The following is a 24545-nucleotide window of genomic DNA, read 5'->3' on the forward strand; positions in this document are numbered from 1 at the left end:
CCCGGAACCGGGGGCGTTCCGGGTTCGCGTTGCGCCCGGCATCCCGGGACGGCAGCATGGTGAGACGGCCCGCGGGACGGGCCCCCGCCGGTGAGCCGGCGGCGACCGCCGGAAACCCCCCGGCGTGCCGGCGATGCGGCGATTTCCCCCAGATCAGCCGGACATCCCCGGGACCGGCTGAGCGGGCGCCTCGGGCGCCATGGAAGTCCGAGCGACTCCACCACGAGACCGATCAGCGTTCTTGCACGAGACGGTTCTGCCACTCGGGTACACCGGAGGCGTCGTCGCAGAAGCGGCCGATGCGGGCCGCGGCGCGGTACACCGCGCGTGGCGTCGTCCGGTACGGCGGCCATGTCGGCTCGGCAATGCACCGAAGGACGACGTGTCCGTTCACTCATCGCTCCGGACGAAGCTGGGAGTGAGCCATGACGACTGGGACCGCGTTGCACTGGATCGACGGCACCTGGGTCGGTCCGGGAAGCCGTGACGGCACTGACGTCCGTCCGGCGCCGGGGGAGCAGAGGACTGACGGGACCGCGGGCGACGGACGCGAGATGGCGGCACGGGCGGTCGCGGCGGCCCGGCGGGCCTTCGGCGAGACGCGCTGGAAGGACGACCGGCATCTGCGGGCCAGGACCCTGCACGAGATGGCGGACGTCTTCGCCGCGCACGTCGGGCAGTTGACCGAGGTGCTCGCCCTGACGGACGGAAGGCGCAGGCAGCACGCGCGCTTCGAGGCGGAGGCGGTGCCGTCGCGACTGCGCTACTTCGCCTCGCTCGTGCGCACCGAGCACGGCCGTGCCCTCGAAGCCGCCCCGGGGAAGTGCTCCCTGGTCCTGCGGCGCCCCCGAGGCGTGACGGGAATCGTCGTACCGCGCCGGTCGCCCGTCGTCGTGCTCATCTGCTCCCTGGCCCCGGCCCTGGCGGCCGGTACGACCAGTGTGGTGGGGATGCCGGAGCAGACGGCCCGCGTCAACTCCCTGGTCTTCGGGATCTTCTCCGAGATCGAGTCCCTGCCGCGTGGCGTCGTGAACGGGTTCACGGAGGAGGACGGCGCGGGCGCCCGGTATCTGGTGGCCGCCGCGGACGTGCCGTGCGCCCTCGACGGCAGCTCCCGGGAAGCGTCGGCGATGGAGGACTTCGTCGAGTGCGAGCGCGTGACCATCACCCCCGGAACCATTCAGCGATAGCCGCGTCCCGGGCCTGCTCCGCGCACGCGGGGAGCGGTTGACGGAGCGTCATGCACACCGGTGCGACCCGGCCCCGATCCGGTGCGGACGGGGACCGGCACCACCGCCGCGGCCCCGCCCCGGTGCACGATCGCCACCGCGGCCCACGGCGCCACCCCCCCCCGGGCGGCGCCCGCGTCGGCGACCGTGACCACCGCGACACCGAGATCCCCAGGAGCAGGCCGCACCACTGCCGCCGGGGACGCGCTGCCGCAGCAGCGGCCCGGCGAGCGCGCCTGCGACGAGCGGCTGTGCGGCGTCGACCAGGGCCGTGGTCCCCTCGTCCCGGCCGGCAGCCCCGGCGCATCACCCTGACCTCGGCGCCCGCCGCGTCCTGGAAGCCGCCTCACGGCTGTTCTACGAACACGGCATCCACGCAGTCGGGGTGGACCTGATCGCCGCCGAGGCCGGAGCGACCAAGAGGACCCTCTACGGCCCGTACGAGACCCGCCCGTACGAGACCCGCCCCTGCGAGGTGGACGCCCGTGCTCACTCCCGCACACGCGCGATGAGCAGCGCGACGTCGTCCTCCACCGGACCCCGCCGCAGCGAGTCGAGGAGGCGGTCGCACGTCTCCTCCAGCCCGGCGGCGGGCCCCGCCATCAGCGTGAGCAGCACATGCAGCCGGGCGTCGATGTCCTGGTCGCGCGTCTCCACCAGACCGTCGGTGTAGAGCACGAGGGTGTCCCCGGGGCTCAGGGCGAAGTCGACGGAGCGGAACTCCACTCCGCCGACGCCCAGCGGCACCCCGGTGGGCAGATCGAGCAGCACGGGCGCCTCACCGGGCCGCAGCAGCACCGGCGGCAGATGACCGGCCGTGGAGATGCACACACGGCCCTTGTGCGGGTCGTACAGCGCGTACAGGCACGTCGCGATGTACGGCTCCAGCTCACCGGTGATCGAGTCCAGGTGCCGCAGCACCTCGTCGGGCCCCAGGCCCAGGGAGGCGAGCGTCTGCGTGGCGGTGCGCAGCCGGCCCATCGCCGTCGCCGCGTTGATCCCGCTGCCCATCACGTCGCCCACCACCAGCGCGGTCTTGCCGTCGCTGAGGGGGAGGATGTCGAACCAGTCGCCGCCGACCTCGCTGACCGCTCCCGCGGGCTGGTAGCGGGAGGCGACCTCCAGCCCCACCAGGTTCGGCGGATGCCGGGGCAGCAGACTGCGCTGGAGGGCGAGCGCCGCGTTGCGCTGCTGCTGGTACCAGCGGGCGTTGTCGATGCACACCGCGGCCCGGCTCGCCAGTTCGCTCGCCAGCAGCACGTCGTCGGAGTCGAACGGGACCGGGTTGCGGAACCGCTTCAGGTCGAGCGCCCCCAGCACCTCCCCGCGGGCGATCAGCGGCACCGCCATGTACGAGTGCACCCCCGCCGCCGCCAGCAGCACCGACGCCGAGGCGTCCCGCGCGATCCGCGGCAGGTCCTCGTTCGCCACGTGCGGCACCACGATCGGCTCGCCCGTCTGCACGCACTGGGTGACCAGCCGGTCCGCCTCGTAACGGGTGATCTCGCCCGGCGGGTCGGCGGCCTGCACGGCGACGGTCGGATACGCGGCCGCCACGGCGAGCGCGCGGAACACCGCCGTGCTGCCCTCCTGCACCGACTCGCGGCGCCCCTCGACCGCGGAGTCCAGCACGTCCACCGCGGCGATGTCGGCGAGCTCCGGCACCGTGACGTCGGCCAGCTCCCGGGCGGTCTCCCACAGGTCCAGGGTGGTGCCGATGCGCATCGACGCGTCGGCCACCAGGGAGAGCCGGTGCCGGGCCCGCTCCGCCTCCTTCGCGGCGTGGTGCCGGTCCGTCACGTCCACCACGGACGCGGCGACCCCGAGGATGCGGCCGCGCGGGTCCTCCAGCCGGTACAGCGACACCGACCAGGCGCGCTCGGTGTCCAGGTCGGACGGCGTGCGCCCGAGCACCTGGCGGTCCACCATCGGCGTGCCGGTCTCCAGCACCCGGCGCATGGCCGCCTCGAGCCGGGCGGCGTCCAGGAACGGCAGGGTCTCGCTCACGCGGCGGCCCACGTGCTGCTCCGCCGGAAGTCCGCTGACGCCTGCCAGGGCGGGGTTGACCGTCACGCACCGCAGGTCGGGGTCCAGCACGGCCAGACCGATCGGCGACTGGTCGACCAGCCGCACTGACAGGGCCAGGTCCCGTTCCACCTGGCGGAGGGTCTCCTGGCTGGTGGACAGCCCCAGGGCGTAGAAGCCGCCGTGCTGGTCCTGGAGCCGCATGTTGCGGAACTCCAGCTGACGGACCGCGCCGTCCTTGTGCCGCACCGGAAACACCCCGGCCCAGTTCTCGCCGCTCTCCATCACGCTCGAGAACAGCTCGAGGACGGTGCCGATGTGATCCTCCTCGACCAGCAGCGGCAGCGCGTACTGCCCGAGCGCCTCCTCGGCGGTGTAGCCCAGCAGTTCCTCGGCCTGCTGGCTCCACAGGGCGATCCGCCCCTCCGCGTCCAGCACCACCGGTGCCAGGCCGAGCACGTCGAGCAGCCCGCCGGGCGGGGCGGGGCCGACCTCCACGCTCGGTACCAGGTCACCGGGGAACGCTTCGGTGCCACCCATCCGCAGCTGCTCCTCCCGCCACCGTCACAGGGTATTTGTGCAGGTCATGCCCACCCCGCCGGAAACCTGGGCGCTCTCATCGTCCCTCCGCGCCCGGATCCGTGCAGCTTCGGCCCCACCGGTCAGCCCGGCAGCTCCTGCTCGGTCCAGACAGTCTTGCCCTCATGTGCGTGCCGTGTACCCCACCGTGACGTCAGTTGTGCCACGAGCAACAGCCCGCGGCCGCCCTCGTCGGTGCTGCGGGCCCGCCGCAGATGCGGTGAGGTACTGCTGGGGTCGGAGACCTCGCAGATCAGACGGTGCAGACGGATCAGTCTCAGGGTCACCGGGCCGCCTGCGTAGCGGTAGGCGTTGGTGACGAGTTCGCTCACGATCAGCTCGGTGGTGAAGATCATCTCCTCCAGGCCCCACTCGGTCAGCTTCTCCGCGGTCAGCACCCTGGCCCGCGCCGGGGTGGTCGGCTCGGCGGGCAGTACCCAGGTCACGACCTGCTCGGGCGCCAGGGTGCGGGTCCTGGCCAGCAGCAGGGCCACGTCGTCGGTGGGCCGTGCCGGAAGCAGCGCGTCCACCACGGACTGGGCCATGTCCTCCAGCGGCCGGTCCCGGCCGCTCAGGGCCTCCGCCAGCCGGTCGAGACCCGCGTCGATGTCGTACGCGTCGCCCTCGATGAGCCCGTTGGTGTACAGGGCGAGCACGCTGTTCTCCGGCAGTTCCAGATCCTCGGACTCGAACGGCAGCCCACCGAGACCCAGCGGAGGCCCGGCGGGCAGATCGGGCAGGCTCACCTCGCCGTCCGGCGAGACGAGCGCGGGCGGCGGATGGCCGGCGCGGGCCACGGAGCAGATCCGGGACACCGGGTCGTACACGGCGTACAGACAGGTGGCGCCCACCACCTGCTCGCCGGGCGAGCCCTCGTCGCCGTGCTCCTGCTCCCCGGCCAGCCGGGTGACCAGGTCGTCGAGGTGGGACAGCACCTCGTCCGGCTCCAGGTCCAGATCGGCCAGGGTGTGCACGGCGGTGCGCAGCCGGCCCATCGTCGCGGCGGCGTTGATGCCGTGGCCCACGACATCGCCGACGACCAGCGCGACCCGGGCCCCGGACAGCGGGATCACGTCGAACCAGTCCCCGCCCACCCCCGCGGAGCCGCCGGCCGGCAGATACCGGTGCGCGACGCGCACCGCCGGCTGCGAGGGGACCTCGCGCGGCAGCAGCCGGCGCTGCAGGGCCAGCGCCGTCCGGTGCTCCTGGGTGTAGCGGCGGGCGTTGTCGATGGCGACCCCGGCCCGCGCGGCGAACTCGTTCGCCAGCGTCAGGTCGTCCTCCTCGAACGGCTCCGGGACGACGTACCGCCACAGGCAGACGAGGCCCAGCACCAGGCCCCGGGCGGTCAGCGGCACGACCATCAGCGAGTGGACGCCCAGCGCCCGCGCGTGCTCGCCCCGTTCGGCGTGCAGGCCGAGCTCCGCGTCGTCGGGATCCATGTGCGGCACGAGCACGGGGCGCCGGCTCACCAGGCACCGGGCCTGCGGCGAATCCTTCGGGAAGGATCTGAGCGTGCCCACCGGGTACATCACCCGCTCGGGGTACGGTGCGACCGACTTGAAAGCGGCCCTGCGCAGCGGACCGCCGCGCTCCGGGAACAGCGCCTCCCCGAGTCCGACGGCCGGCAGGAGGTCGACCGTCACACAGTCGGCGATACCGGGCACGGCGACGTCCACCAGCTCCTGCGCCGTGGTCTCCACGTCCAGCGTGGTGCCGATCAGCTCGCTCGCCTCGTTCAGCATCGCCAGCCGGCGGCGCGCCCGGTGCCGGTCGGTGACGTCCTCGACCAGCTGGGTCACCCCGAGCGTCCGCCCGCCCGAGTCCTCCATGCGGAAGGCCGACACCGCGACGTAGCGCTCGATGCCCGGCTCGATGAGCAGCCGGCACGGCTGCTCAGTGAAGATCATCGGCGTCCCGGTCTCCAGGACCTCCTTGAGCCGCGACTCGATCGTCTCGGCGTCCGCGGCCACCAGGAAGTCACCGATGCGATGGCCCCGGGCCTGGTCGCTGGTGATCCCGCCGATGTGCGCTATCGGCCGGTTGATCCGCAGGATCGCCAGATTCGGGTCGTGCACCGACAGACCGATGGGGGAGCGGCGGAACAGCCCCTCCATCACCGACCGGTCGATCTCCCACTGGGCGACCTCCTCGGCCGGCGCGCCCACCAGCAGCCACTCGTCCGCCCGGCCCTCCCGTATCACCCGTCGGGCCCGGACCCCGAATCGGGACCTGCGGCCCTCCTTGTCGACGACCGGCACCACCCCGAACCAGCCGCCGTCCCGCACGCAGTCGACCGCGGCCTCCCGCACGAGGCCGCGGTCACGCGCGTCGACGAGGAACTGCTCCGCGGGGCGGCCGAGTGCCTCCTGGTCCGTGAACCCCAGGACTTCGCGCGCGCGCTCGCTCCAGCCGACCACCGACCCCCGCTCGTCCAGCACGACGGAGACGGCCCGCCCCAGCGAGAACGGGTCCTCCGGGCTCTCACTGATCAGGGTCACGGATCCGGTCATCACTCTCATGCTCCACCGGCTCCGACGGTTGCGCACGCCCCGTGGCCCGTTTGACGCCGATTCACGGGGGCGAGGCCCCGGTGCGGCACCGGCGGGCACGCCGGCATGCGATCTTGATCGCCGCGGCGCACCCTGGAGCCATGGCGGCCGTCCGCCCGTGAAGTGTGCTCCCGGGCATGCCCGTGTGCCAACAGGCGTGCGCGCACTCTCCGTTGGCGCGGCCCCGGCGCTGCCCTCGCTGCGGGGCAGCGGCGGGGAGCCGCACACGCCTCGACTCGGCGCGGCCCCGCGCACGCTGACCTCGTGGATCTCGCCGGGGCTGTGCCCCGCCGCACCGCCGGAGCCGTGGCCCCGTCATATCGCCGGGTCCGCGGTCCCGTTCCGCACCCGGTGCCGCTCCCATGGGCCGGCTGCGGACTCGTTCGTGTCGCTGTTGGGCCGAATGGGTGAGGAGCGCGAAGATGGTCGCATGAGCAGGTACGAGAGGTACGACGTCACCGACGAGCAGTGGGAGGGCCTGGCCCAGGTCGTGCCGCTGCGCGGCCGCAACGAGTGGCCGTCACGCGTGGACCACCGCACGATCCCCCGGGACGGCCTCGCCGCCGCCGGGGCCGGCGCGGAGGCGGAGCAGCGCCGGATGGTCGTCCTGCGCGTCCAGGTCTTCGCCGACGCCCGCGAGGTCGCCGAGTACCTCATCGCCCGCATTCCCGTGCTGCTCGACCTCACCGGCGCCGACGCCGAAGTCGCCAAACGCATCCTCGACTTCAGCAGCGGAGTCGTCTTCGGGCTCGGCTGCGGCATGCACCGCGTCGACCGCAACGTGTTCCTGCTCGCACCCGTCGGCACGGAGGTCGACGGTCTCGCGGCCGCCGCCGTCCCCCATTCGTAGGAAGCGTTTCCAGAGGTAACGGTTCGGCGTGCCGGGCGCTGCGTAGCGTCCGCCGCATGGACGCATCCGCCATCCGCCCCACCGTCACCGAACTGCGACTCTCCTCCTTCGCCGCGCACCGGGGGAGAGTCCTTCCGCTCGGCCCCGTGACCCTCTTCGCCGGGCCGAGCGGCAGCGGCAAGTCGACCGCACTGCGCGCGTACGAGGCACTGGCCCGGCTCGGGTCCGGCGCCGCGCTGGGCGAGGTGTTCCCCGATCCGGCGGGCTGTGTGCCCGAGGTCGCGGCACCCGACGAGCAGGGCAGGCGGGGCTTCAGGATCGGCTGCACGGTCGACGGCCCGGAGGGGCCCGTCCGGCTCGACGTCGCCGTGCAGGCCGATCCCGCGCTGCGCATCGTCGGCGAACGGCTGACCGCGGGCGGGCGCACGCTGCTGAGCACCGCCCTGCGCGACCCGGGACGTGCCTGCGTCCAGGCCGAGTGGCACACCGCGGGCGACGCGCTGGTCACTCGTGCGCCGCTCCCCGACGACCTGCTCGGCACGGCGCTCCTGCCGCTGCGGGTCGCCGGGACGACGGACGGGCAGCGGCAGGTGCTCGCGGCCGCCGAGCAGGTCGTGGTGGCGCTGCGCTCGGTGTTCCCCTGCGATCCCCGGCCCGAGCGGATGCGCGAGCCGGTCCCGCCGGGGGAGGGGCGGCTTCGGCGCGGCTGCGACAACCTGGCCGCCGTGCTCCACCGCACCCGCCACGAGTGCACGCGCCGCCACGCCCGGCTGACGTCCGTCGCCCGCGCGGGGTGCGCCGGCCCCGTCAGCGAGGTCGGGGTCGAGGAGCTCACGGACGGGACGGTCCGGGCGGTCCTCGGCCGGGCCGCTGCGGACGGCCCGGCGCGGGCCACCCCGCTCGGCCGGCTCGGCGACGGCGAACTGCGGTTCCTGGCCCTCGCCCTGGTCCTGCTGACCGGTCCCGGTGTGCTGGCGGTCGACCAGGCCGCGGAGGTCCCGCGGGCCCTGCAGTCGCTGACCGTCCTCGCCGAGAACCTGGACCGCGCCCTGGACACGGCCCAGTTCCGCGCCCTCCTCGCCCTGGCCGCGTCCATCTGCGCCGACGGGCACCTGCGGCTGGTGGGGGAGGTGGGAGAGGCGGCGGCCGCGCGGGGAGTCCACGGCGTGACGGTGGTAGACCTGGTGCGATGACGGAACCGGACGTGCAGGCACTGCAGCGCAGACTGGCCGAGTTCGCCGCGGAGCGGAACTGGCAGCCGTACCACACCCCGAAGAACCTCGCCGTGGCGCTGACGGTCGAGGCGGCGGAACTCGTCGAGATCTTCCAGTGGTTGACGCCGGAGGAGTCGGCGCGGGTGATGGACGATCCCCGCAAGGCCCATCGGGTCGCCGACGAGGTCGCCGATGTGCTCGCGTATCTCCTCCAGTTCTGCGAGGTGGTCGGGGTCGACGCGCTCCGGGCGCTCTCGGAGAAGATCGACCGGAACGAGCTCCGCTTCCCTCCGGCCGAACGGGCGTCCGAGGGTCCTTCCGTACGGGATCGTCACTCTGCGGAGTGACTGATCTTTCCCCAAGCGGCCACCTGTCCACAGATTTCCGAATTCCCCTGGCTTTTCGTCTGGAGCGCCTTCACTCTGGGTAGTGACTCAGTGGGCAGAAAGTCGTACGAACGGGGGCGGCGTACATGGATGCGGAACGGCTCGTGGCGATCGGCAGGCGCGCACTCGCGGAGTGCCGCGCGGCGCTCGACGTCGTGGCGGAGGCCTGGCAGGCGCAGGCCCTCGCCCAGGCGATCGGAAGCCGACTGGCGGTGGACGGACCGCAGGAGCTCAGAGGCGAGGCGCGCGGCCTCAGCGAGGCAGGTGGCCGGGCCGGCATGCTAGCCGACCCGGCCGTCCTGCGCTCGGGCGGTCCAAGAGCCGCCCAGCTCACGGCAGTCGCGGATCCCGGACGGTCGTTGGACGCGCTCGGGACCCTGCTGGGCGAGGTCGGCATGGCGCTCGTCGGCGTCGCCTGCGCCACGGACGAGGAGGGGCTGTACTGGCAGTGCATCGAGGCGATCGACGCCGCGGACGAATCCAGCGACCACGTCCGCGCCATGCTCCACCGCCTCTCCCTGTGCGAGCGCGACAGGGAGCGCCGAAGAGACCGCGACCGGGAACGGGAAAGGGAGCGAGGCGGGTACGGGTACGGGTACGGGGACCGGGACGGCGGCCCGGTCACCGCCCGCCGGCCGGATCCGGCCGAACCGACGGCGAGCCCGCCTTGAGCCAGGAGGCCCCACGCCCGCTTCGCCCCGCAGCCGGGACGTCGCGGAGCCTGGACGGCGCGGCACGGCACGGCACGACGTGACCGGCGCGGCACGGCGCGGTGAGGTTGAAGCACGGACCGAGGTGCAGGATGGATGTATGGACCTGCGAATCTTCACCGAACCCCAGCAAGGGGCCTCCTACGACACCCTGCTCACCGTGGCCAAGGCCACCGAGGACCTGGGCTTCGACGCCTTCTTCCGCTCGGACCACTACCTCAGCATGGGCTCGGCGGACGGTCTGCCCGGACCGACCGACGCCTGGATCACCCTGGCCGGCCTCGCCCGGGAGACCAAGCGGATCAGGCTCGGCACACTCATGACGGCCGGCACCTTCCGGTTGCCCGGTGTGCTCGCCATCCAGGTGGCCCAGGTCGACCAGATGTCCGGCGGCCGGGTCGAGCTCGGGCTCGGCGCCGGCTGGTTCGAGGAGGAGCACAAGGCCTACGGCATCCCCTTCCCCAAGGAGAAGTTCGCCCGCCTCGAGGAGCAACTGGCCATCGTCACCGGCCTGTGGGGCACCGAGACCGGCAAGACCTTCAGCCATGACGGGCGGTACTACCAGCTGCAGGACTCACCGGCGCTGCCCAAGCCCGCCCAGCGGAAGCTCCCGGTGCTCATCGGCGGCCACGGCGCCACCCGCACCCCGCGGCTGGCCGCGCAGTACGCCGACGAGTTCAACATCCCCTTCGCGTCGCTGGAGGACACGGAGCGGCAGTTCGGCCGCGTCCGCGCGGCCGCCGAGGAAGCCGGACGGTCCCCCGACGACCTCGTCTACTCCAACGCCCTCGTCGTCTGCGTCGGCAGGGACGACGCGGAGGTCGCCCGCCGCGCCGCCGCCATCGGCCGCGAGGTCGACGAACTGAAGGCCAACGGCCTCGCCGGCTCGCCCGCCGAGGTCGTCGACAAGCTCGGCCGCTACGCCGCCGCAGGCTCCTCCCGCGTCTACCTCCAGGTCCTCGACCTGGACGACCTGGACCACCTGGAGCTCATCTCCTCCCAGGTCCAGCCCCAGCTGGGCTGAGGTCCCTCTCCCAGCCGCCCCCGCCACCGGAGCCAACCCGTGAAGCCCGCCCGCAGCCTGGCCGCCGCCCTCGCCGGGGACCGCCCGCTCGTCCTCGACGGCGGACTGTCCAACCAGTTGGAGGCGCAGGGCTGCGACCTGTCCGACGACCTCTGGTCGGCACGGCTCCTCGCCGACGGGCCCGAGCAGATCGAAGCCGCTCACACGGCCTATGTGCGGGCGGGCGCCCAGGTGCTCATCACCTCCAGCTACCAGGCCACTTACGAAGGCTTCGCCAGGCGCGGCACCGACCGGGGCGAAGCGGCCGCGCTCCTCACCCGCAGCGTGGCACTCGCGCGCGCAGCGGCGGAGGGGTCAGCACGGGAGGTGTGGGTGGCGGCCTCGGCGGGTCCGTACGGTGCGTTCCTCGCGGACGGCAGCGAGTACCGCGGCCGCTACGGGCTGACGGTGCGGGAGCTGGAGGCATTCCACCGGCCCCGCGTCCGGACCCTGGCCGAGGCCGGCCCGGACGTGCTCGCCCTGGAGACCGTGCCGGACACCGACGAGGCGGAGGCGATGCTGAGGGCCACGGCGGACCTGGGCGTGCCGGTGTGGCTCTCCTACACCATCGACGGCGGACGCACCCGCGCCGGCCAGGACCTCGTGGCCGCCTTCGCCCGCACCGCCCCGCACGGACACGTCATCGCCGTCGGCGTCAACTGCTGCGAGCCCGCCGACGCGGACCGCGCAGTGGAGATCGCGTCCCGGGAAACGGGCAGGCCGGTCGTGGTCTACCCCAACAGCGGGGAGCGGTGGGACCCCGGGGCCCGTGCCTGGGCCGGCGACACCGCCTTCGACCCGGCCCGGCTGACCGCCTGGGCCGCCGCGGGCGCCCGCCTGGCCGGCGGCTGCTGCCGCGTCGGCCCGGACCGTATCGCCGAGCTGGCCGCGCTCACCCGTGCCCTGCGGCCGTGAGCCGTCCTGTCTTTCCGCTCGGTCCGATGCCCCGGAAAAGTGCTGGTCGGCAGGGGAGGACTCGGTGATACTCGGACACGTGTTCCTGACGATCAGTACGACCGGCACCCCCGAGCGCCCCGCCACCGACCTGGGCTTCCTGCTGCACAAGCACCCCGACAAGGCGCAGGCGTTCTCCACCTCGCACGGCACGGCCCACGTCCTCTACCCCGAGGCGAGCGCCGAACGCTGCACGGCCGCACTGCTCCTGGACGTGGATCCGGTGGCGCTGGTGCGGCGCGGCAAGGGCAAGGGCAGCGGCGGGGCACCCGACTCCGCCCTCGCCCAGTACGTCAACGACCGCCCCTACGCCGCGTCCTCGCTGCTCTCCGTCGCCATGAGCACCGTCTTCAAGAGCGCGCTGCGCGGAGTGTGCGCCGCGATGCCGGAGCGGGCCGCCGGCCGGCTGCCGCTGCGGATCGAGGTGCCCGCACTGCCCGCGCGCGGCGGCGCCGAACTCGTCCGCAAGCTGTTCGGACCGCTGGGCTGGGACCGGGTGGAAGCCGAGCCGGTCGCGCTCGACGAGCAGTTCCCGGAGTGGGGCGACTCCCGCTACGTACGGCTGGCCCTCGAAGGCGAGCTGCGCCTCGCCGACGCGCTGCGCCAGCTCTACGTCCTGCTGCCGGTCCTGGACGACGCCAAGCACTACTGGGTGGCACCCGACGAGGTCGACAAACTGCTCCGGGCCGGCGAGGGCTGGCTCGCCGACCACCCCGAGCAGAAGCTGATCACCAGCCGCTACCTGTCCCGCCGCTGGAGCCTCACCCGGCAGGCCGCCGAACGGCTCGAGCTCGTACGGCTCGCCGAGAGCGACGACCTCGAAGTGGAGGACGTCGACAACGCCGTGGACGAGACCAAGGACACCGAGGAGCGCCCCGTCCCGCTCGCCGAGCAGCGGCGTGCCGCGATCCTGGACGCCCTCCGCACGGCGGGCGCGTCGAGCGTGCTCGACCTCGGCTGCGGACAGGGCCAGCTCGTCCAGGCACTCCTGAAGGACATCCGGTTCACCGACATCGTCGGCGTCGACGTGTCCGTGCGGGCCCTGGCGATCGCCGCCCGCAGGCTGCGCCTGGAGCGCATGGGCGAGCGGCAGTCCGGTCGCGTCACCCTCATGCAGGGCTCGCTCACCTACACCGACAAACGCCTCACGGGCTACGACGCCGCGGTCCTCAGCGAGGTGATCGAGCACCTCGACCTGCCGAGGCTGCCCGCCCTCGAGCACGCCGTGTTCGGCTCCGCACGCCCGCGCACGGTGATCGTCACCACGCCCAACGTCGAGTACAACGTGCGCTGGGAGACACTGCCCGCCGGACACGTACGCCACAGCGACCACCGCTTCGAGTGGAACCGCGAGGAGTTCTCCGCCTGGGCGTCCCGGGTCGCCGAGCGGCACGGCTACGGCGTGGCGTACGTACCGGTCGGCGACGAGGACCCGGAGGTGGGCCCGCCCACGCAGATGGCCGTGTTCACCCTGACCTCCGCGGACCCGGCGCCCGGCGGCCCGGACACCGGAGCACGGAGGGCCGGGAACCCGGACGGGCACACGACGTCCGCGACCGGCACGACCACCACGACCACCACGAAGGAGGGGGCGGCATGACCACCACCACCCGCGAACTGCCCGTCACCGACCTGTCCCTCGTGGTCCTCGTCGGCGCCAGCGGCTCCGGCAAGTCCACCTTCGCCCGCAAGCACTTCAAGCCCACCGAGGTCATCTCCTCCGACTTCTGCCGCGGGCTGGTCGCCGACGACGAGAACGACCAGAGCGCCAGCGGCGACGCCTTCGACGTCCTCCACTACATCGTCGGCAAGCGGCTCGAAGCCGGCCGGCTGACCGTCGTCGACGCGACCAGCGTCCAGCGGGAGAGCCGCCGCGAACTCGTCCAGCTCGCCCGCCGGTACGACGTCCTCCCGATCGCCATCGTCCTCGACATGCCCGAAGAGGTGTGCGCCGCACGCAACGCCGCCCGCCCGGACCGGGCCGACATGCCCCGCCACGTCATCCAGCGCCACCGGCGAGAGCTGCGCCGCTCACTGCGGGGCCTGGAACGCGAGGGCTTCCGCAAGGTCCACGTCCTGCGGAGCGTCGAAGAGGCCGAAGCCGCCGAGATCGTCCTGGAGAAGCGCTTCAACGACCTGCGCCACCTCACCGGTCCGTTCGACATCATCGGGGACGTCCACGGCTGCAGTTCCGAGCTGGACAGCCTGCTCGGCCGCCTCGGCTACGTCGACGGCGCACACCCCGAGGGCCGGACCGCCGTGTTCGTCGGCGACCTCGTCGACCGTGGACCCGACAGCCCCGGCGTACTGCGCCGGGTGATGGGCATGGTCGCCGCCGGCAACGCCCTGTGCGTGCCCGGAAACCACGAGAACAAGCTCGGACGCTGGCTCAAGGGCCGCAACGTCCAGCACACCCACGGACTCGCCGAGACCATCGAACAGCTGGAGCGCGAGGACGCCACCGACCCCGAGTTCCGGGAGCGGGTCGCGCGGTTCATCGACGGGCTCGTCAGCCACTACGTCCTCGACGAGGGCCGACTCGTCGTCTGCCACGCCGGCCTGCCCGAGAAGTACCACGGCCGTACCTCCGGCCGCGTCCGCTCCCACGCCCTGTACGGCGACACCACCGGCGAGACCGACGAGTTCGGCCTGCCCGTGCGCTATCCGTGGGCCGAGGACTACCGCGGCCGCGCCGCGGTGGTGTACGGACACACTCCCGTGCCCACGGCCTCCTGGGTCAACAACACCATCTGCCTCGACACCGGCGCCGTCTTCGGCGGCAAGCTGACCGCGCTGCGCTGGCCGGAGCGGGAACTGGTCGACGTCCCCGCCGAGCAGGTCTGGTACGAGCCCGTCAAGCCGCTTGCCACCGAGGCGCCCGGCGGGCACGAAGGCCGCCCGCTGGACCTCGCCGACGTCCACGGCCGGCGCATCGTCGAGACCCGCCACATGGGACGGGTCGCCGTCCGCGAGGAGAACGCGGCCGCCGCGCTGGAGGTGATGAGCCGGTTCGCGGTCGATCCGCGGCTGCTCGCGTACCTGCCGCCGACGATGGCGCCCACCGCCACCTCGCAGAAGGAGGGCTACCTGGAACACCCGGAGGAGGCGTTCGCCCAGTACCGGGCCGACGGGGTCGAACGGGTCGTGTGCGAGGAGAAGCACATGGGCTCCCGGGCCGTCGCCCTGGTCTGCCGCGACGCGGAAGTCGCACGGGACCGTTTCGGCGCCGACGGCGTCACCGGCGCCCTGCACACGCGCACCGGACGCCCGTTCTTCGACGACCCCGCCGTCACCGAGCAGATCCTCGGCCGGCTGCGCACGGCGATCACCGGAGCCGGGCTGTGGGACGAACTCGGTACCGACTGGCTGCTCCTGGACGCCGAACTGATGCCGTGGTCGCTCAAGGCGTCCGGGCTGCTCCGCAAGCAGTACGCGGCCGTCGGCGCCGCGTCCCGCGCGGTGCTCCCCGGAGCCACCGCCGCCCTCGAGGCGGCCGTCGCCCGGGGGGTCGACGTCGGGGCCCTGCTGACCCGCCAGCGCGAACGCGCCACGGACGCGGCCGCGTTCACCGACGCCTACCGCCGCTACTGCTGGACCACGGACGGACTGGACGGGGTGCGCCTCGCGCCCTTCCAGATCCTCGCCGCCCGGGGCCGCTCCCTCGCGGGCGTGCCGCACGACGAACAACTGGCCTGGCTGGACCGGCTGGTGGAGGCCGACGAGACCACCACCGGCACGGGGCTGCTCCAGCGCACCGGTCGCCTCGTCGTCGACACCGGGGACGAGGCCTCGGTGAAGGCCGGGACGGACTGGTGGCTGGAGATGACGGAGGCGGGCGGCGAGGGGATGGTCGTCAAGCCCCTCCAGGCGCTGGTGCGGGACGCCAAGGGCCGGCTCGTCCAGCCGGGCATCAAGGTCCGCGGCCGGGAGTACCTGCGGATCATCTACGGCCCCGAGTACACCCGCCCGGACAACCTGACGCGGCTCCGCGGCCGGTTCCTCGGCCACAAGCGCTCACTTGCCCTGCGCGAGTACGCGCTCGGGCTGGAGGCCCTCGACCGCCTCGGCGGCGACGAGCCCCTGTGGCGCGTCCACGAGGCCGTGTTCGCGGTGCTCGCCCTGGAGTCCGAGCCCGTCGACCCCCGGCTGTAGTTCCGCCGCAGCCGTGCGGGGAGGCATCTCGGTGCCTCCCCGCAGAGTGCGGTCACCTGCTCGGGACAGTCCCGTCCGGGCCGCTCCGGGGGCGCTCGCCGGCGGGTGCGCGGGCCCCGTCGGACTGCCCGGACGCGCGTGCCGGTCCGGAGGCCCGTACGGATCAGGGCGGCGCCCGTTCCGCAGGAGGCCCGCGTACCCGCCTCCGGACTGCTGCCGCGCCGGGCGACCCGTTCACGAGCGGCAGTCCGCCGCACGGGCCACCGGCTGATGGAACGGACGGCCGACTGCGACCCGTACGCGCTTGCTCGCCGGCCGGCTCGCCGCCGACTGCGGCATCACCTCGATCCCCCGCCAGGTGGGGGAGCCGACGGCCGCCGTCGGGCCGAACCAACGGCGGGGATACGCGCCCGAACCGCGCCCAGCCGAGCCGAGCCGAACCCAGCCGATGCTCGCCGAGCCCAACCGAGCCGAGCCCAACCGAGCCGAGCCGTGGCTCGCGGGCCGTGACCGGCAGCCCGTGACGCCTGGCGCGTGGCGCGTGGCCGCGCGACCGCAGCCGAGGCCCGCAGCGGCAGCCGCCGCATGCGGCCGGCAGCCCGTGGTGCGACCGCAGTGGCGGTGCGCCCGCAGGGACATCGCCCCTGCGGCCCGCGATCCGCTCAGGCGCCGAAACCGTCCGACGGCACGCCCTCGTCCGGGAGCCCGCCGCCGAGGCTCTCTTCTCGGCCGTGCGGTGCGGGATACGACAGGAGACGGTCCGGGCGTTCGCCGGGTGAACGGCCCTCCGGACGGCCAGGATGGGGGCATGGGATTCCATGTCGACTCCGAGACCGGGCGACTGCGCCGGGTCGTACTGCACCGGCCGGACCTGGAGCTGAAGAGGCTCACGCCCAGCAACAAGGACGCGCTGCTCTTCGACGACCTGCTCTGGGTCCGGCGTGCCCGCCAGGAGCACGACGGCTTCGCCGACGTGCTGCGCGACAGGGGTGTCGCCGTGCACCTCTTCGGCGATCTGCTGCGCGAGTCGCTGGAGATCCCGGCGGCCCGCAAACTCGTGCTGGACCGGGTGTTCGACGAGAAGGAGTACGGCCCGCTCGCCACGGACCATCTGCGGGCCGCCTTCGACGAGATGGACACCCGCGGGCTCACCGAGGCGCTCATCGGGGGCATGACGAAGCGGGAGTTCCTCGCCGGCCACTCCGAACCGTCGTCGGTCCGCTTCCACGTCATGGACCTCGACGACTTCCTCCTCGGCCCGCTGCCCAATCACATCTTCGCCCGCGACACCTCCGCCTGGATCTACGACGGCGTCTCCATCAACGCCATGCGCTGGCCCGCCCGTCAGCGCGAAACCGTGCACTTCGAGGCGATCTACAAGCACCATCCGCTGTTCACCGGCCCCGAGGCCGGCGATTTCCACCACTGGTCGGAGGGCCAGGACGACTACCCCTCCACGATCGAGGGGGGCGACGTCCTCGTCATCGGCAACGGAGCCGTGCTCATCGGCATGAGCGAGCGCACCACCCCGCAGGCCGTGGAGATGCTCGCCCGGGGTCTGTTCGCGGCCGGCTCCGCCCGGACGATCATCGCGCTCGACATGCCCAAGCGCCGGGCGTTCATGCACCTGGACACGGTGATGACGATGGTGGACCACGACACGTTCACCCAGTACGCGGGGCTCGGCATGCTGCGCTCGTACACGATCGAGCCGGCCGCGGGGGACCACACCATGTCGCTGCGGGTCACCGACCATCCGCCGGAGCACATGCACAGTGCGATCGCGGCGGCTCTCGGCCTGAAGGACATCCGCGTGCTCACCGCGACGCAGGACGTGCACTCGGCGGAGCGGGAGCAGTGGGACGACGGCTGCAACGTTCTCGCCGTCGAACCCGGCGTCGTCGTGGCGTACGACCGCAATGTGACGACCAACACGCATCTGCGCAAGCAGGGGATCGAGGTGATCGAGATCCCGGGCAGCGAACTCGGCCGGGGCCGGGGCGGACCCCGCTGCATGAGCTGCCCGGTGGAGCGGGACGCCGTCCAGACCGGCACCTGACATCCGGCCCCGACCCGATCGTATAGCAATACGGGATTACGTATAGACTTCCATTGTCCCGTCCGCGATCCAGGAGCAGCCGACCATGGCGACACAACTCGAAGGCCGCCACTTCCTCAAGGAGCTCGATTTCACGGCCGAGGAGTTCCGCGGCCTGATCGACCTGGCCGCCGAGCTCAAGGCGGCCAAGCGGGCCGGCGCCGAGGTGCAGCGCCTGCGCGGGAAGAACATCGCGCTGATCTTCGAGAAGACCTCCACGCGCACCCGCTGCGCCTTCGAGGTCGCCGCCGCCGACCAGGGCGCGTCCACGACGTACCTCGATCCGGCCGCCTCCCAGCTGGGACACAAGGAGTCGGTCAGGGACACCGCGCGCGTCCTCGGCCGGATGTTCGACGGCATCGAGTACCGGGGGGAGAGCCAGGCGGCCGTCGAGGAGCTCGCCGCATACGCCGGGGTCCCGGTGTTCAACGGGCTCACCGACGACTGGCACCCCACCCAGATGCTCGCCGACGTGCTCACCATGACCGAGCACAGCGACAAGCCGCTGACCGCGATCGCACTGGCCTACCTCGGCGACGCCCGGTTCAACATGGGCAACTCCTACCTCGTCACCGGCGCCCTGCTCGGCATGGACGTGCGGATCGTCGCTCCCAAGGCCTACTGGCCCGCCGACGAGGTCGTCGCTGCGGCCCGCGAGGCCGCCGCGACGAGCGGGGCGACGATCACCCTGACCGAGGACATCGCCGAGGGCGTCGGGGGCGCGGACTTCGTGGCCACCGACGTGTGGGTCTCCATGGGCGAGCCCAAGGAGGTGTGGGACGAGCGCATCGCGGCCCTCGCCCCGTACGCGGTGACGATGGACGTCCTGCGCGCCACCGGCAACGCGGACGTCGGGTTCCTCCACTGCCTGCCGGCCTTCCACGACCTCGGCACCCGCATCGGCCGCGAGCTCCACGAACGGCACGGGCTGACCGAGCTCGAGGTCACCGACGAGGTGTTCGAATCCGCTCACTCGCTCGTCTTCGACGAGGCGGAGAACCGGATGCACACGATCAAGGCCGTCCTCGTCGCGACCATGGCCACGGCCGGATAGCCATATCGGCGATTCGGGCCGTATGCGGCTCTGCGGTTAGCATCTGTCCCGTTCAGGTGGGGTCCGGGCTCACAAGGCCCGGACCCCATCGCGTTGTCCGCACCCCCCCACGCACCACCCCGCACCACCGAGAAGAGAACCACCCATGCGCATCAAGAGCCCTGCCCAACTGATCGCCGAATCCGGCGCGGATCGCGAGGGCCACGGCCTCAAGCGCACCATGGGACTCTTCCAGCTGGTCTGCTTCGGCGTCGGAGCCATCGTGGGCACCGGCATCTTCGTCGGCCTGTCCGACAGCGTCGCCGAGGCGGGCCCGGCCGTCGTCGTCTCGTTCGTCCTCGCCGCGATCACCTGCGTGTTCACCGCCTTCTCGTTCGCCGAGCTGGGCAGCGCCATCCCCGTCTCCGGCTCCTCGTACTCCTTCGCCTACGCCACCCTCGGCGAGCGTGTCGCCTTCCTCACCGGCTGGTGCCTGCTGCTGGAGTACGGCGTGTCCGTCTCCGCCGTCGCCGTCGGCTGGGGCCAGTACCTCAACGAACTCCTCGGCGGCCTGACCGGCCACCGGCTGCCCGCCGCACTCTCCGCCCCGCCCGGCGAAGGCGGCGTCGTGAACCTCCCCGCCGTCGTCGTCATCCTCCTCGCCGCGACGCTCCTCGTCCGCGGCATCCGCGAGTCCGCCCGCGCCACCGCCGCGATGGCCGTCGTGAAGCTCGCCGTCCTCGGCCTCTTCTGCGCCGTCGCGTTCACCGCCTACGAGTCCGGCAACCTCTCCCCGTTCGCGCCGCACGAGCTCGCCGGCATCACCTCCGGCGCCTCCCTCGCCTTCTTCTCCTACATCGGCTTCGACGCCATCACCACCGCCGGCGAGGAAGTGAAGAACCCCCGCCGCAACATCCCCCTCGCGATCATGATCTGCATCGGCCTGGTCACCCTGCTGTACTGCACGGTCGCGCTCGGTGCCATCGGCGCCATGTCCGCCGGCGACGTCGCCGACAAGCCCGCGGCCCTCTCGCTCATCGTCGACAAGGTCACCGGCTCCGGCATCGGCGGCGGCGTCATCGCCTTCGGCGCCGTGGTCGCCATCGCGTCCGTCGTCCTCGCCGTGATGTACGGCCAGACCCGCATCCTGATGTCGATGTCCCGCGACGGGCTCGTGCCCCGCGTCTTCCAGCGCGTCTCCCCGCGCACCGCGACCCCCGTCGCCAACACCTGGATCGTCGCCGCCGTCTTCGCCCTGCCCGCCGCCGTCGTCCCCCTCGACGTGGTGATGAACCTGACGACCATCGGCACCCTCGCCGTCATGGCCGTGGTGAACGTCGCCGTGATCGCCCTCCGCCGCCGCCACCCCGGCACCGAGACCTCGTTCCGGGTGCCGCTGTATCCCCTCAGCCCCGTGCTGGGCGTGCTGTTCTGCCTCTATCTGATGTGGGGCACCGGCTGGACGACCTGGCTCCAGTTCGCCGTCTTCCTCGCCGCCGGCGCCCTGGTGTACGCCTTCTACGGCCGCCGCAACTCATGCCTCGCCGGCTCCTCCGCCGCCCCGTCCGGGCAGGCGGAGGCGGAGGCCGCTCTCACGCCCGAGCGGGAGCCCCAAGAAGTCTGAACCAGACCGCCTTGCCGCGTGCGGTCGGACGGTGCCCGCACGCGGCGCTCAACGCACGCACCAGCGGCAACCCGCGGCCGTTCTCCTGCCAGGGGTCTGGCATCGCGTAGGGGAGCGGGTCCGACAGATCGCCGGGCGGGGCCGGGTCGGGGTCGTGGACCTCGACCCGGCAGCCCTCCGGCAGCAGCTCGACGGCCAGCTCGATGGGCGTGATGCCGTCGGTGTGCTCCACCGCGTTGGCGACCAGTTCCGCCGTGAGCAGCTCGGCGGTGTCGCAGTCGGCCCCCTGCTCGACGTCCGCCAGAGCCGTGCGCACCAGGGCTCGCGCGATCGGCACCGCCGCCGTGGTGTGCGGCAGTGCGATCCGCCAGAGGCCGGTGGCCTCGGCGGCAGGGGCGGTTCCGGGGGAGTGGGGCAAGGCTCTGATCCGATCACGGCGCGCAAACGGCCGGTATTGCGTCTGGTACTGGTTTCAACCTTACGAGATGCGATCAGCGGGGCCAGGGGGCCCCGGTCGGTCCTTCCGGGACCTGTGCCACATCCATGACAGGACCTTTGCCGAGTCGCAATGCCCGCCCGCGTTATCGCGCCCCCGTGACGGAAGTCACGGATGAGTGATAAATTTGGCTGGCAGGCAGACGTGGGACGCGACGCGCCCACCGAAGGAGGCGACACGTCCATGAGCCCCTTTCCAAGCTCCGCACCCCGTACCGAGCATTGGCAGCACATTCGTCTGACCAGGCAGGACGGTGTCGCCACCGTCACCCTCGACCGCCCCGAGAAACTCAACGCGCTCACCTTCGGCGCCTACGCCGACCTGCGCGACCTGCTCGCCGAACTCTCCCGGGAACGCTCCGTGCGCGCCCTCGTCCTCGCCGGCGAGGGCCGCGGGTTCTGCTCCGGGGGCGACGTGGACGAGATCATCGGGGCCACCCTCGCCATGGACACCGCCCAGCTCCTCGACTTCAACCGGATGACCGGCCAGGTCGTGCGGGCCCTGCGCGAGTGCCCCTTCCCCGTGATCGCCGCGGTCCACGGCGTCGCCGCCGGAGCGGGAGCGGTCCTCGCCCTGGCCGCCGACTTCCGCGTCGCCGACCCGACGGCCCGCTTCTCCTTCCTCTTCACCAAGGTCGGCCTCTCCGGCGGGGACATGGGCGCGGCCTATCTGCTGCCCCGCGTCGTCGGCCTCGGCCACGCCACCCGACTGCTGATGCTCGGCGAACCCGTCCGCGCCTCCGAGGCCGAACGCATCGGCCTCATCAGCGAACTCACCGAGGAGGGCCAGGCCGACAAGGCCGCCGCGGACCTCGCCCGCCGACTCGCCGACGGCCCCTCCCTCGCCCACGCCCAGACCAAGGCCCTGCTGACCGCGGAACTCGACATGCCGCTCGCCGCCTCGGTCGAACTCGACGCGGCCACCCAGGCACTGCTGATGAACGGCGAGGACTACGCGGAGTTCCACGCCGCCTTCACCGAGAAGCGCGCCCCGAACTGGCGGGGACGATGACCCCGCCGCGCACCCCGGACGCCCCATCCGCCACCGCACCCGGTACGCCGCCATCAGTCGCGTCAGTCGCGTCAGTCGCGTCAGTCGCGTCAGTCGCGTCAGTCGCGTCAGGCGTGCCCGGCGGCCAGGACACCCCCAGCGTCACCCCGAGCCCCGACCGGACACCACGGCCCAACGCCCCCCTGAGCGTCGCCGTCGTCGGCGGCGGCCCCGGCGGCCTCTACGCCGCCGCGCTCCTCAAACGCCTCGACCCGGCACGCGACATCACCGTCTGGGAACGCAACGCCCCCGACGACACCTTCGGCTTCGGAGTCGTCCTCTCCGACGAGACCCTCGGCGGCATCGAGCACGCCGACCCCACCGTCTACCGCGCACTCCAGCGGGCGTTCGTCCGCTGGGACGACATCGACATCGTCCGCCGCGGCCACACCCTCACCTCCGGCGGACACGGATTCGCCGCACTCGGCCGCCGTACCCTCCTGCGCATCCTCCACGACCGCTGCGAAGAACTCGGCGTGCGGCTCCACTTCCGCACCCCCGCCCCGCCGGCGGCCGAACTCGCCGGCGACCACGACCTCGTCATCGCCGCCGACGGCATCAACAGCACCACCCGCAACGCGCACGCCGACGTCTTCCACCCCCGTGTCACCACCCACCGCTGCCGCTACATCTGGCTCGCCGCCGACTTCGCGTTCGACGCCTTCCGCTTCGACATCGCCGAGACCGAACACGGAGTCATGCAGCTCCACGGCTACCCCTTCGAACGCCCCGCACCCGGCCCCCACCCCCAGAGCGGACCCCCCGGCGAGCCGCCGGCGACCGGCGCCTCCACCGTCATCGTCGAAATGCGCGAAGAGGTCTGGCGCGCGGCCGGCCTCGACGAGTGCGACGAACAGCAGTCCGCGGAACGCTGCGCCAAGATCTTCGCCGAAGCCCTCGGCGGCCGCCCCCTCCGCGGCAACAACTCCGCCTGGACCGCCTTCCGCACCGTCGTCAACGAACGCTGGTCCCACGGCAACACCGTCCTCCTCGGCGACGCCGCGCACACGGCCCACTTCTCCATCGGCTCCGGCACCAAACTGGCCGTCGAGGACGCCCTCGCCCTCGCCGCCTGCATCGAGGAACACCCAAGCCTCCCCGACGCCCTCACCGCCTACGAGGCCGAACGCCGCCCCGTCGTCGAATCCACCCAGCGCGCGGCCGCCGCCAGCCTCCGCTGGTTCGAGGACCTCCACACCTACCTCGACCAGCCGCCCCACCAGTTCGCCTTCAACCTGCTCACCCGCAGCCGGCGCGTCACCCACGACAACCTCCGGCTGCGCGACCCCGCCTTCACCCGCACCGTCGAGGACGACTTCGGCTGCCCACCCGGCACCCCGCCCATGTTCACGCCCCTGCGGCTGGGCGGACTGACCCTGCGCAACCGCGTCGTCGTCTCGCCCATGGACATGTACTCCGCCACCGACGGCAACCCCGGCGACTTCCACCTCGTCCACCTCGGCGCCCGCGCACTCGGCGGAGCCGGACTCGTCATGACCGAGATGGTGTGCGTCAGCGCCGAGGGCCGCATCACCCCCGGCTGCACCGGCCTGTACACCGACGCACACACCACAGCCTGGCGCCGCGTCACCGACTTCGTCCACGAACAGGCGCCCGGCACCGCCATCGGGGTCCAGCTCGGCCACTCCGGCCGCAAGGGGTCCACCCGGCTCATGTGGGAAGGCATCGACCAGCCCCTCCCCGACGGCAACTGGCCCCTCGTCGCCGCCTCACCCCTCCCGTACCGGCCCGGTGTCAACCAGACACCCCACCAGCTCGACCGCGCCGGACTCGCCCTCGTCCGCGACCAGTTCGCCGCCGCCGCCCGCCGCGCCGCCGACAGCGGATTCGACCTCCTCGAACTCCACTGCGCCCACGGCTATCTCCTCTCCGGCTTCCTCTCACCCCTCACCAACCACCGCACCGACGCCTACGGCGGCGGCAGCCTCGCCAACCGGCTGCGCTACCCCCTCGAAGTCTTCGACGCCGTCCGCGACATCTGGCCCGGAGACCGGCCCATGACCGTCCGGATCTCCGCCACCGACTGGGCCGCCGGCGGCACCACCGCCGACGACGCCGTCGAGATCGCCCGCGCCTTCGCCGCACGCGGCGCCGACGCCATCGACGTCTCCACCGGCCAGGTCGTCCCCGACGAACGGCCCGAATACGGCCGCTCCTACCAGACCCCCTACGCCGACCGCATCCGCAACGCCCTCCGCGTCCCCGTCATCGCCGTCGGCGCGATCTCCTCCTGGGACGACGTCAACTCCCTCCTCCTCGCCGGCCGCACCGACCTGTGCGCGCTGGCCAGGCCCCACCTGTACGACCCCCACTGGACTCTCCACGCCGCCGCCGAACAGAACTACACCGGCCCCGCCGCACCCTGGCCCGCGCCCTACCGCGCCGGCAGCCGCACACCGCCGACCGGCCGCACCGACGCCCCCAGGCCACGACTCACCCTCACCGGGAAGCCGAAGCCGAAGCCGTAGCCACAGTCCGCCGAGCCCGGACCGGTTCGAGCCGGCGCGGG

Annotated in this window: 17 protein-coding genes and 1 pseudogene; 15 read left to right on the top strand and 3 right to left on the bottom strand. The window is 72.8% G+C overall.

Going from position 1 to position 24545, the window contains the following annotated elements; translation table 11 throughout:
- The first annotated feature begins 425 nt into the window (after positions 1–425).
- Both BLT82_RS00935 and BLT82_RS00945 read left to right on the top strand, forming a co-directional pair.
- On the top strand, positions 426–1190 hold the full coding sequence (locus BLT82_RS00935) for an aldehyde dehydrogenase family protein (RefSeq protein WP_093651822.1): 765 nt from the start codon (positions 426–428) through the stop codon (positions 1188–1190).
- A 344-nt stretch (positions 1191–1534) separates the two neighbouring features.
- Positions 1535–1666 (top strand): annotated as a pseudogene (locus tag BLT82_RS00945) (helix-turn-helix domain-containing protein); the annotation flags it as partial.
- Positions 1667–1718: 52 nt separating this feature from the next.
- Here the strand turns inward: BLT82_RS00945 and BLT82_RS00950 are convergent.
- Both BLT82_RS00950 and BLT82_RS00955 read right to left on the bottom strand, forming a co-directional pair.
- Complete coding sequence (locus BLT82_RS00950) at positions 1719–3794, bottom strand: SpoIIE family protein phosphatase (RefSeq protein ID WP_093651823.1); 2076 nt, start codon at positions 3792–3794, stop codon at positions 1719–1721.
- A gap of 122 nt (positions 3795–3916) precedes the next feature.
- Positions 3917–6346: a SpoIIE family protein phosphatase gene (locus BLT82_RS00955; RefSeq protein ID WP_093651824.1), complete on the bottom strand. Its 2430-nt coding sequence runs from the start codon at positions 6344–6346 to the stop codon at positions 3917–3919.
- A gap of 469 nt (positions 6347–6815) precedes the next feature.
- Between BLT82_RS00955 and BLT82_RS00960 the strand changes: the two genes are divergently transcribed.
- The 11 genes from BLT82_RS00960 to BLT82_RS01010 all read left to right on the top strand — a co-directional run bounded on the left by BLT82_RS00960 (position 6816) and on the right by BLT82_RS01010 (position 20469).
- On the top strand, positions 6816–7235 hold the full coding sequence (locus BLT82_RS00960; protein ID WP_093651825.1) for a cell division protein SepF: 420 nt from the start codon (positions 6816–6818) through the stop codon (positions 7233–7235).
- A 56-nt stretch (positions 7236–7291) separates the two neighbouring features.
- Complete coding sequence (locus tag BLT82_RS00965; RefSeq protein WP_093651826.1) at positions 7292–8428, top strand: AAA family ATPase; 1137 nt, start codon at positions 7292–7294, stop codon at positions 8426–8428.
- Positions 8425–8796, top strand: coding sequence for a nucleotide pyrophosphohydrolase (locus tag BLT82_RS00970; RefSeq protein ID WP_093651827.1), 372 nt, complete (start codon positions 8425–8427; stop codon positions 8794–8796). The genes BLT82_RS00965 and BLT82_RS00970 overlap by 4 nt, the downstream gene beginning before the upstream one ends.
- Before the next feature lie 125 nt (positions 8797–8921).
- Positions 8922–9506, top strand: coding sequence for a DUF6099 family protein (locus BLT82_RS00975; protein ID WP_244291770.1), 585 nt, complete (start codon positions 8922–8924; stop codon positions 9504–9506).
- Between the two features lie 139 nt (positions 9507–9645).
- A complete protein-coding gene (locus tag BLT82_RS00980; RefSeq protein WP_093651828.1) occupies positions 9646–10569 on the top strand; it encodes an LLM class F420-dependent oxidoreductase in 924 nt (307 codons plus the stop codon).
- 39 nt (positions 10570–10608) lie between these two features.
- Positions 10609–11523: a homocysteine S-methyltransferase gene (mmuM, locus tag BLT82_RS00985; protein ID WP_093651829.1), complete on the top strand. Its 915-nt coding sequence runs from the start codon at positions 10609–10611 to the stop codon at positions 11521–11523.
- A 79-nt stretch (positions 11524–11602) separates the two neighbouring features.
- Positions 11603–13162 (top strand): 3' terminal RNA ribose 2'-O-methyltransferase Hen1, encoded by a 1560-nt coding sequence (locus BLT82_RS00990; RefSeq protein ID WP_093651830.1) that lies wholly within the window; start codon positions 11603–11605, stop codon positions 13160–13162.
- Positions 13159–15714, top strand: a complete 2556-nt coding sequence (locus tag BLT82_RS00995) for a polynucleotide kinase-phosphatase (protein ID WP_093651831.1) — start codon at positions 13159–13161, stop codon at positions 15712–15714. The genes BLT82_RS00990 and BLT82_RS00995 overlap by 4 nt, the downstream gene beginning before the upstream one ends.
- 808 nt (positions 15715–16522) lie before the next feature.
- The gene (locus BLT82_RS01000) at positions 16523–17773 is read left to right on the top strand and encodes an arginine deiminase (protein ID WP_093651832.1); all 1251 of its coding nucleotides are present in this window, start codon (positions 16523–16525) and stop codon (positions 17771–17773) included.
- 85 nt (positions 17774–17858) lie between these two features.
- Positions 17859–18866, top strand: coding sequence for an ornithine carbamoyltransferase (argF, locus tag BLT82_RS01005; RefSeq protein ID WP_093651833.1), 1008 nt, complete (start codon positions 17859–17861; stop codon positions 18864–18866).
- A 145-nt stretch (positions 18867–19011) separates the two neighbouring features.
- Positions 19012–20469 carry an amino acid permease gene (locus tag BLT82_RS01010; RefSeq protein WP_093651834.1) on the top strand — a complete coding sequence of 486 codons (1458 nt, stop codon included), beginning with the start codon at positions 19012–19014 and terminating at the stop codon, positions 20467–20469.
- Here BLT82_RS01010 and BLT82_RS01015 read toward each other — a convergent pair.
- Positions 20438–20887: an ATP-binding protein gene (locus BLT82_RS01015; protein WP_093651835.1), complete on the bottom strand. Its 450-nt coding sequence runs from the start codon at positions 20885–20887 to the stop codon at positions 20438–20440. The two genes, BLT82_RS01010 and BLT82_RS01015, sit on opposite strands and share 32 nt — an antisense overlap.
- A 261-nt stretch (positions 20888–21148) precedes the next feature.
- Here BLT82_RS01015 and BLT82_RS01020 point away from each other — a divergent pair, with 261 nt between their 5' ends.
- Positions 21149–21976 (top strand): enoyl-CoA hydratase family protein, encoded by an 828-nt coding sequence (locus BLT82_RS01020; RefSeq protein ID WP_093651836.1) that lies wholly within the window; start codon positions 21149–21151, stop codon positions 21974–21976.
- A 182-nt stretch (positions 21977–22158) separates the two neighbouring features.
- On the top strand, positions 22159–24504 hold the full coding sequence (locus BLT82_RS01025) for a bifunctional salicylyl-CoA 5-hydroxylase/oxidoreductase (protein WP_093652205.1): 2346 nt from the start codon (positions 22159–22161) through the stop codon (positions 24502–24504).
- The last annotated feature ends 41 nt before the right edge of the window (positions 24505–24545 follow it).

Origin of the sequence: Streptomyces wuyuanensis (assembly GCF_900103455.1) — a bacterium.
Lineage (GTDB): Bacteria > Actinomycetota > Actinomycetes > Streptomycetales > Streptomycetaceae > Streptomyces > Streptomyces wuyuanensis.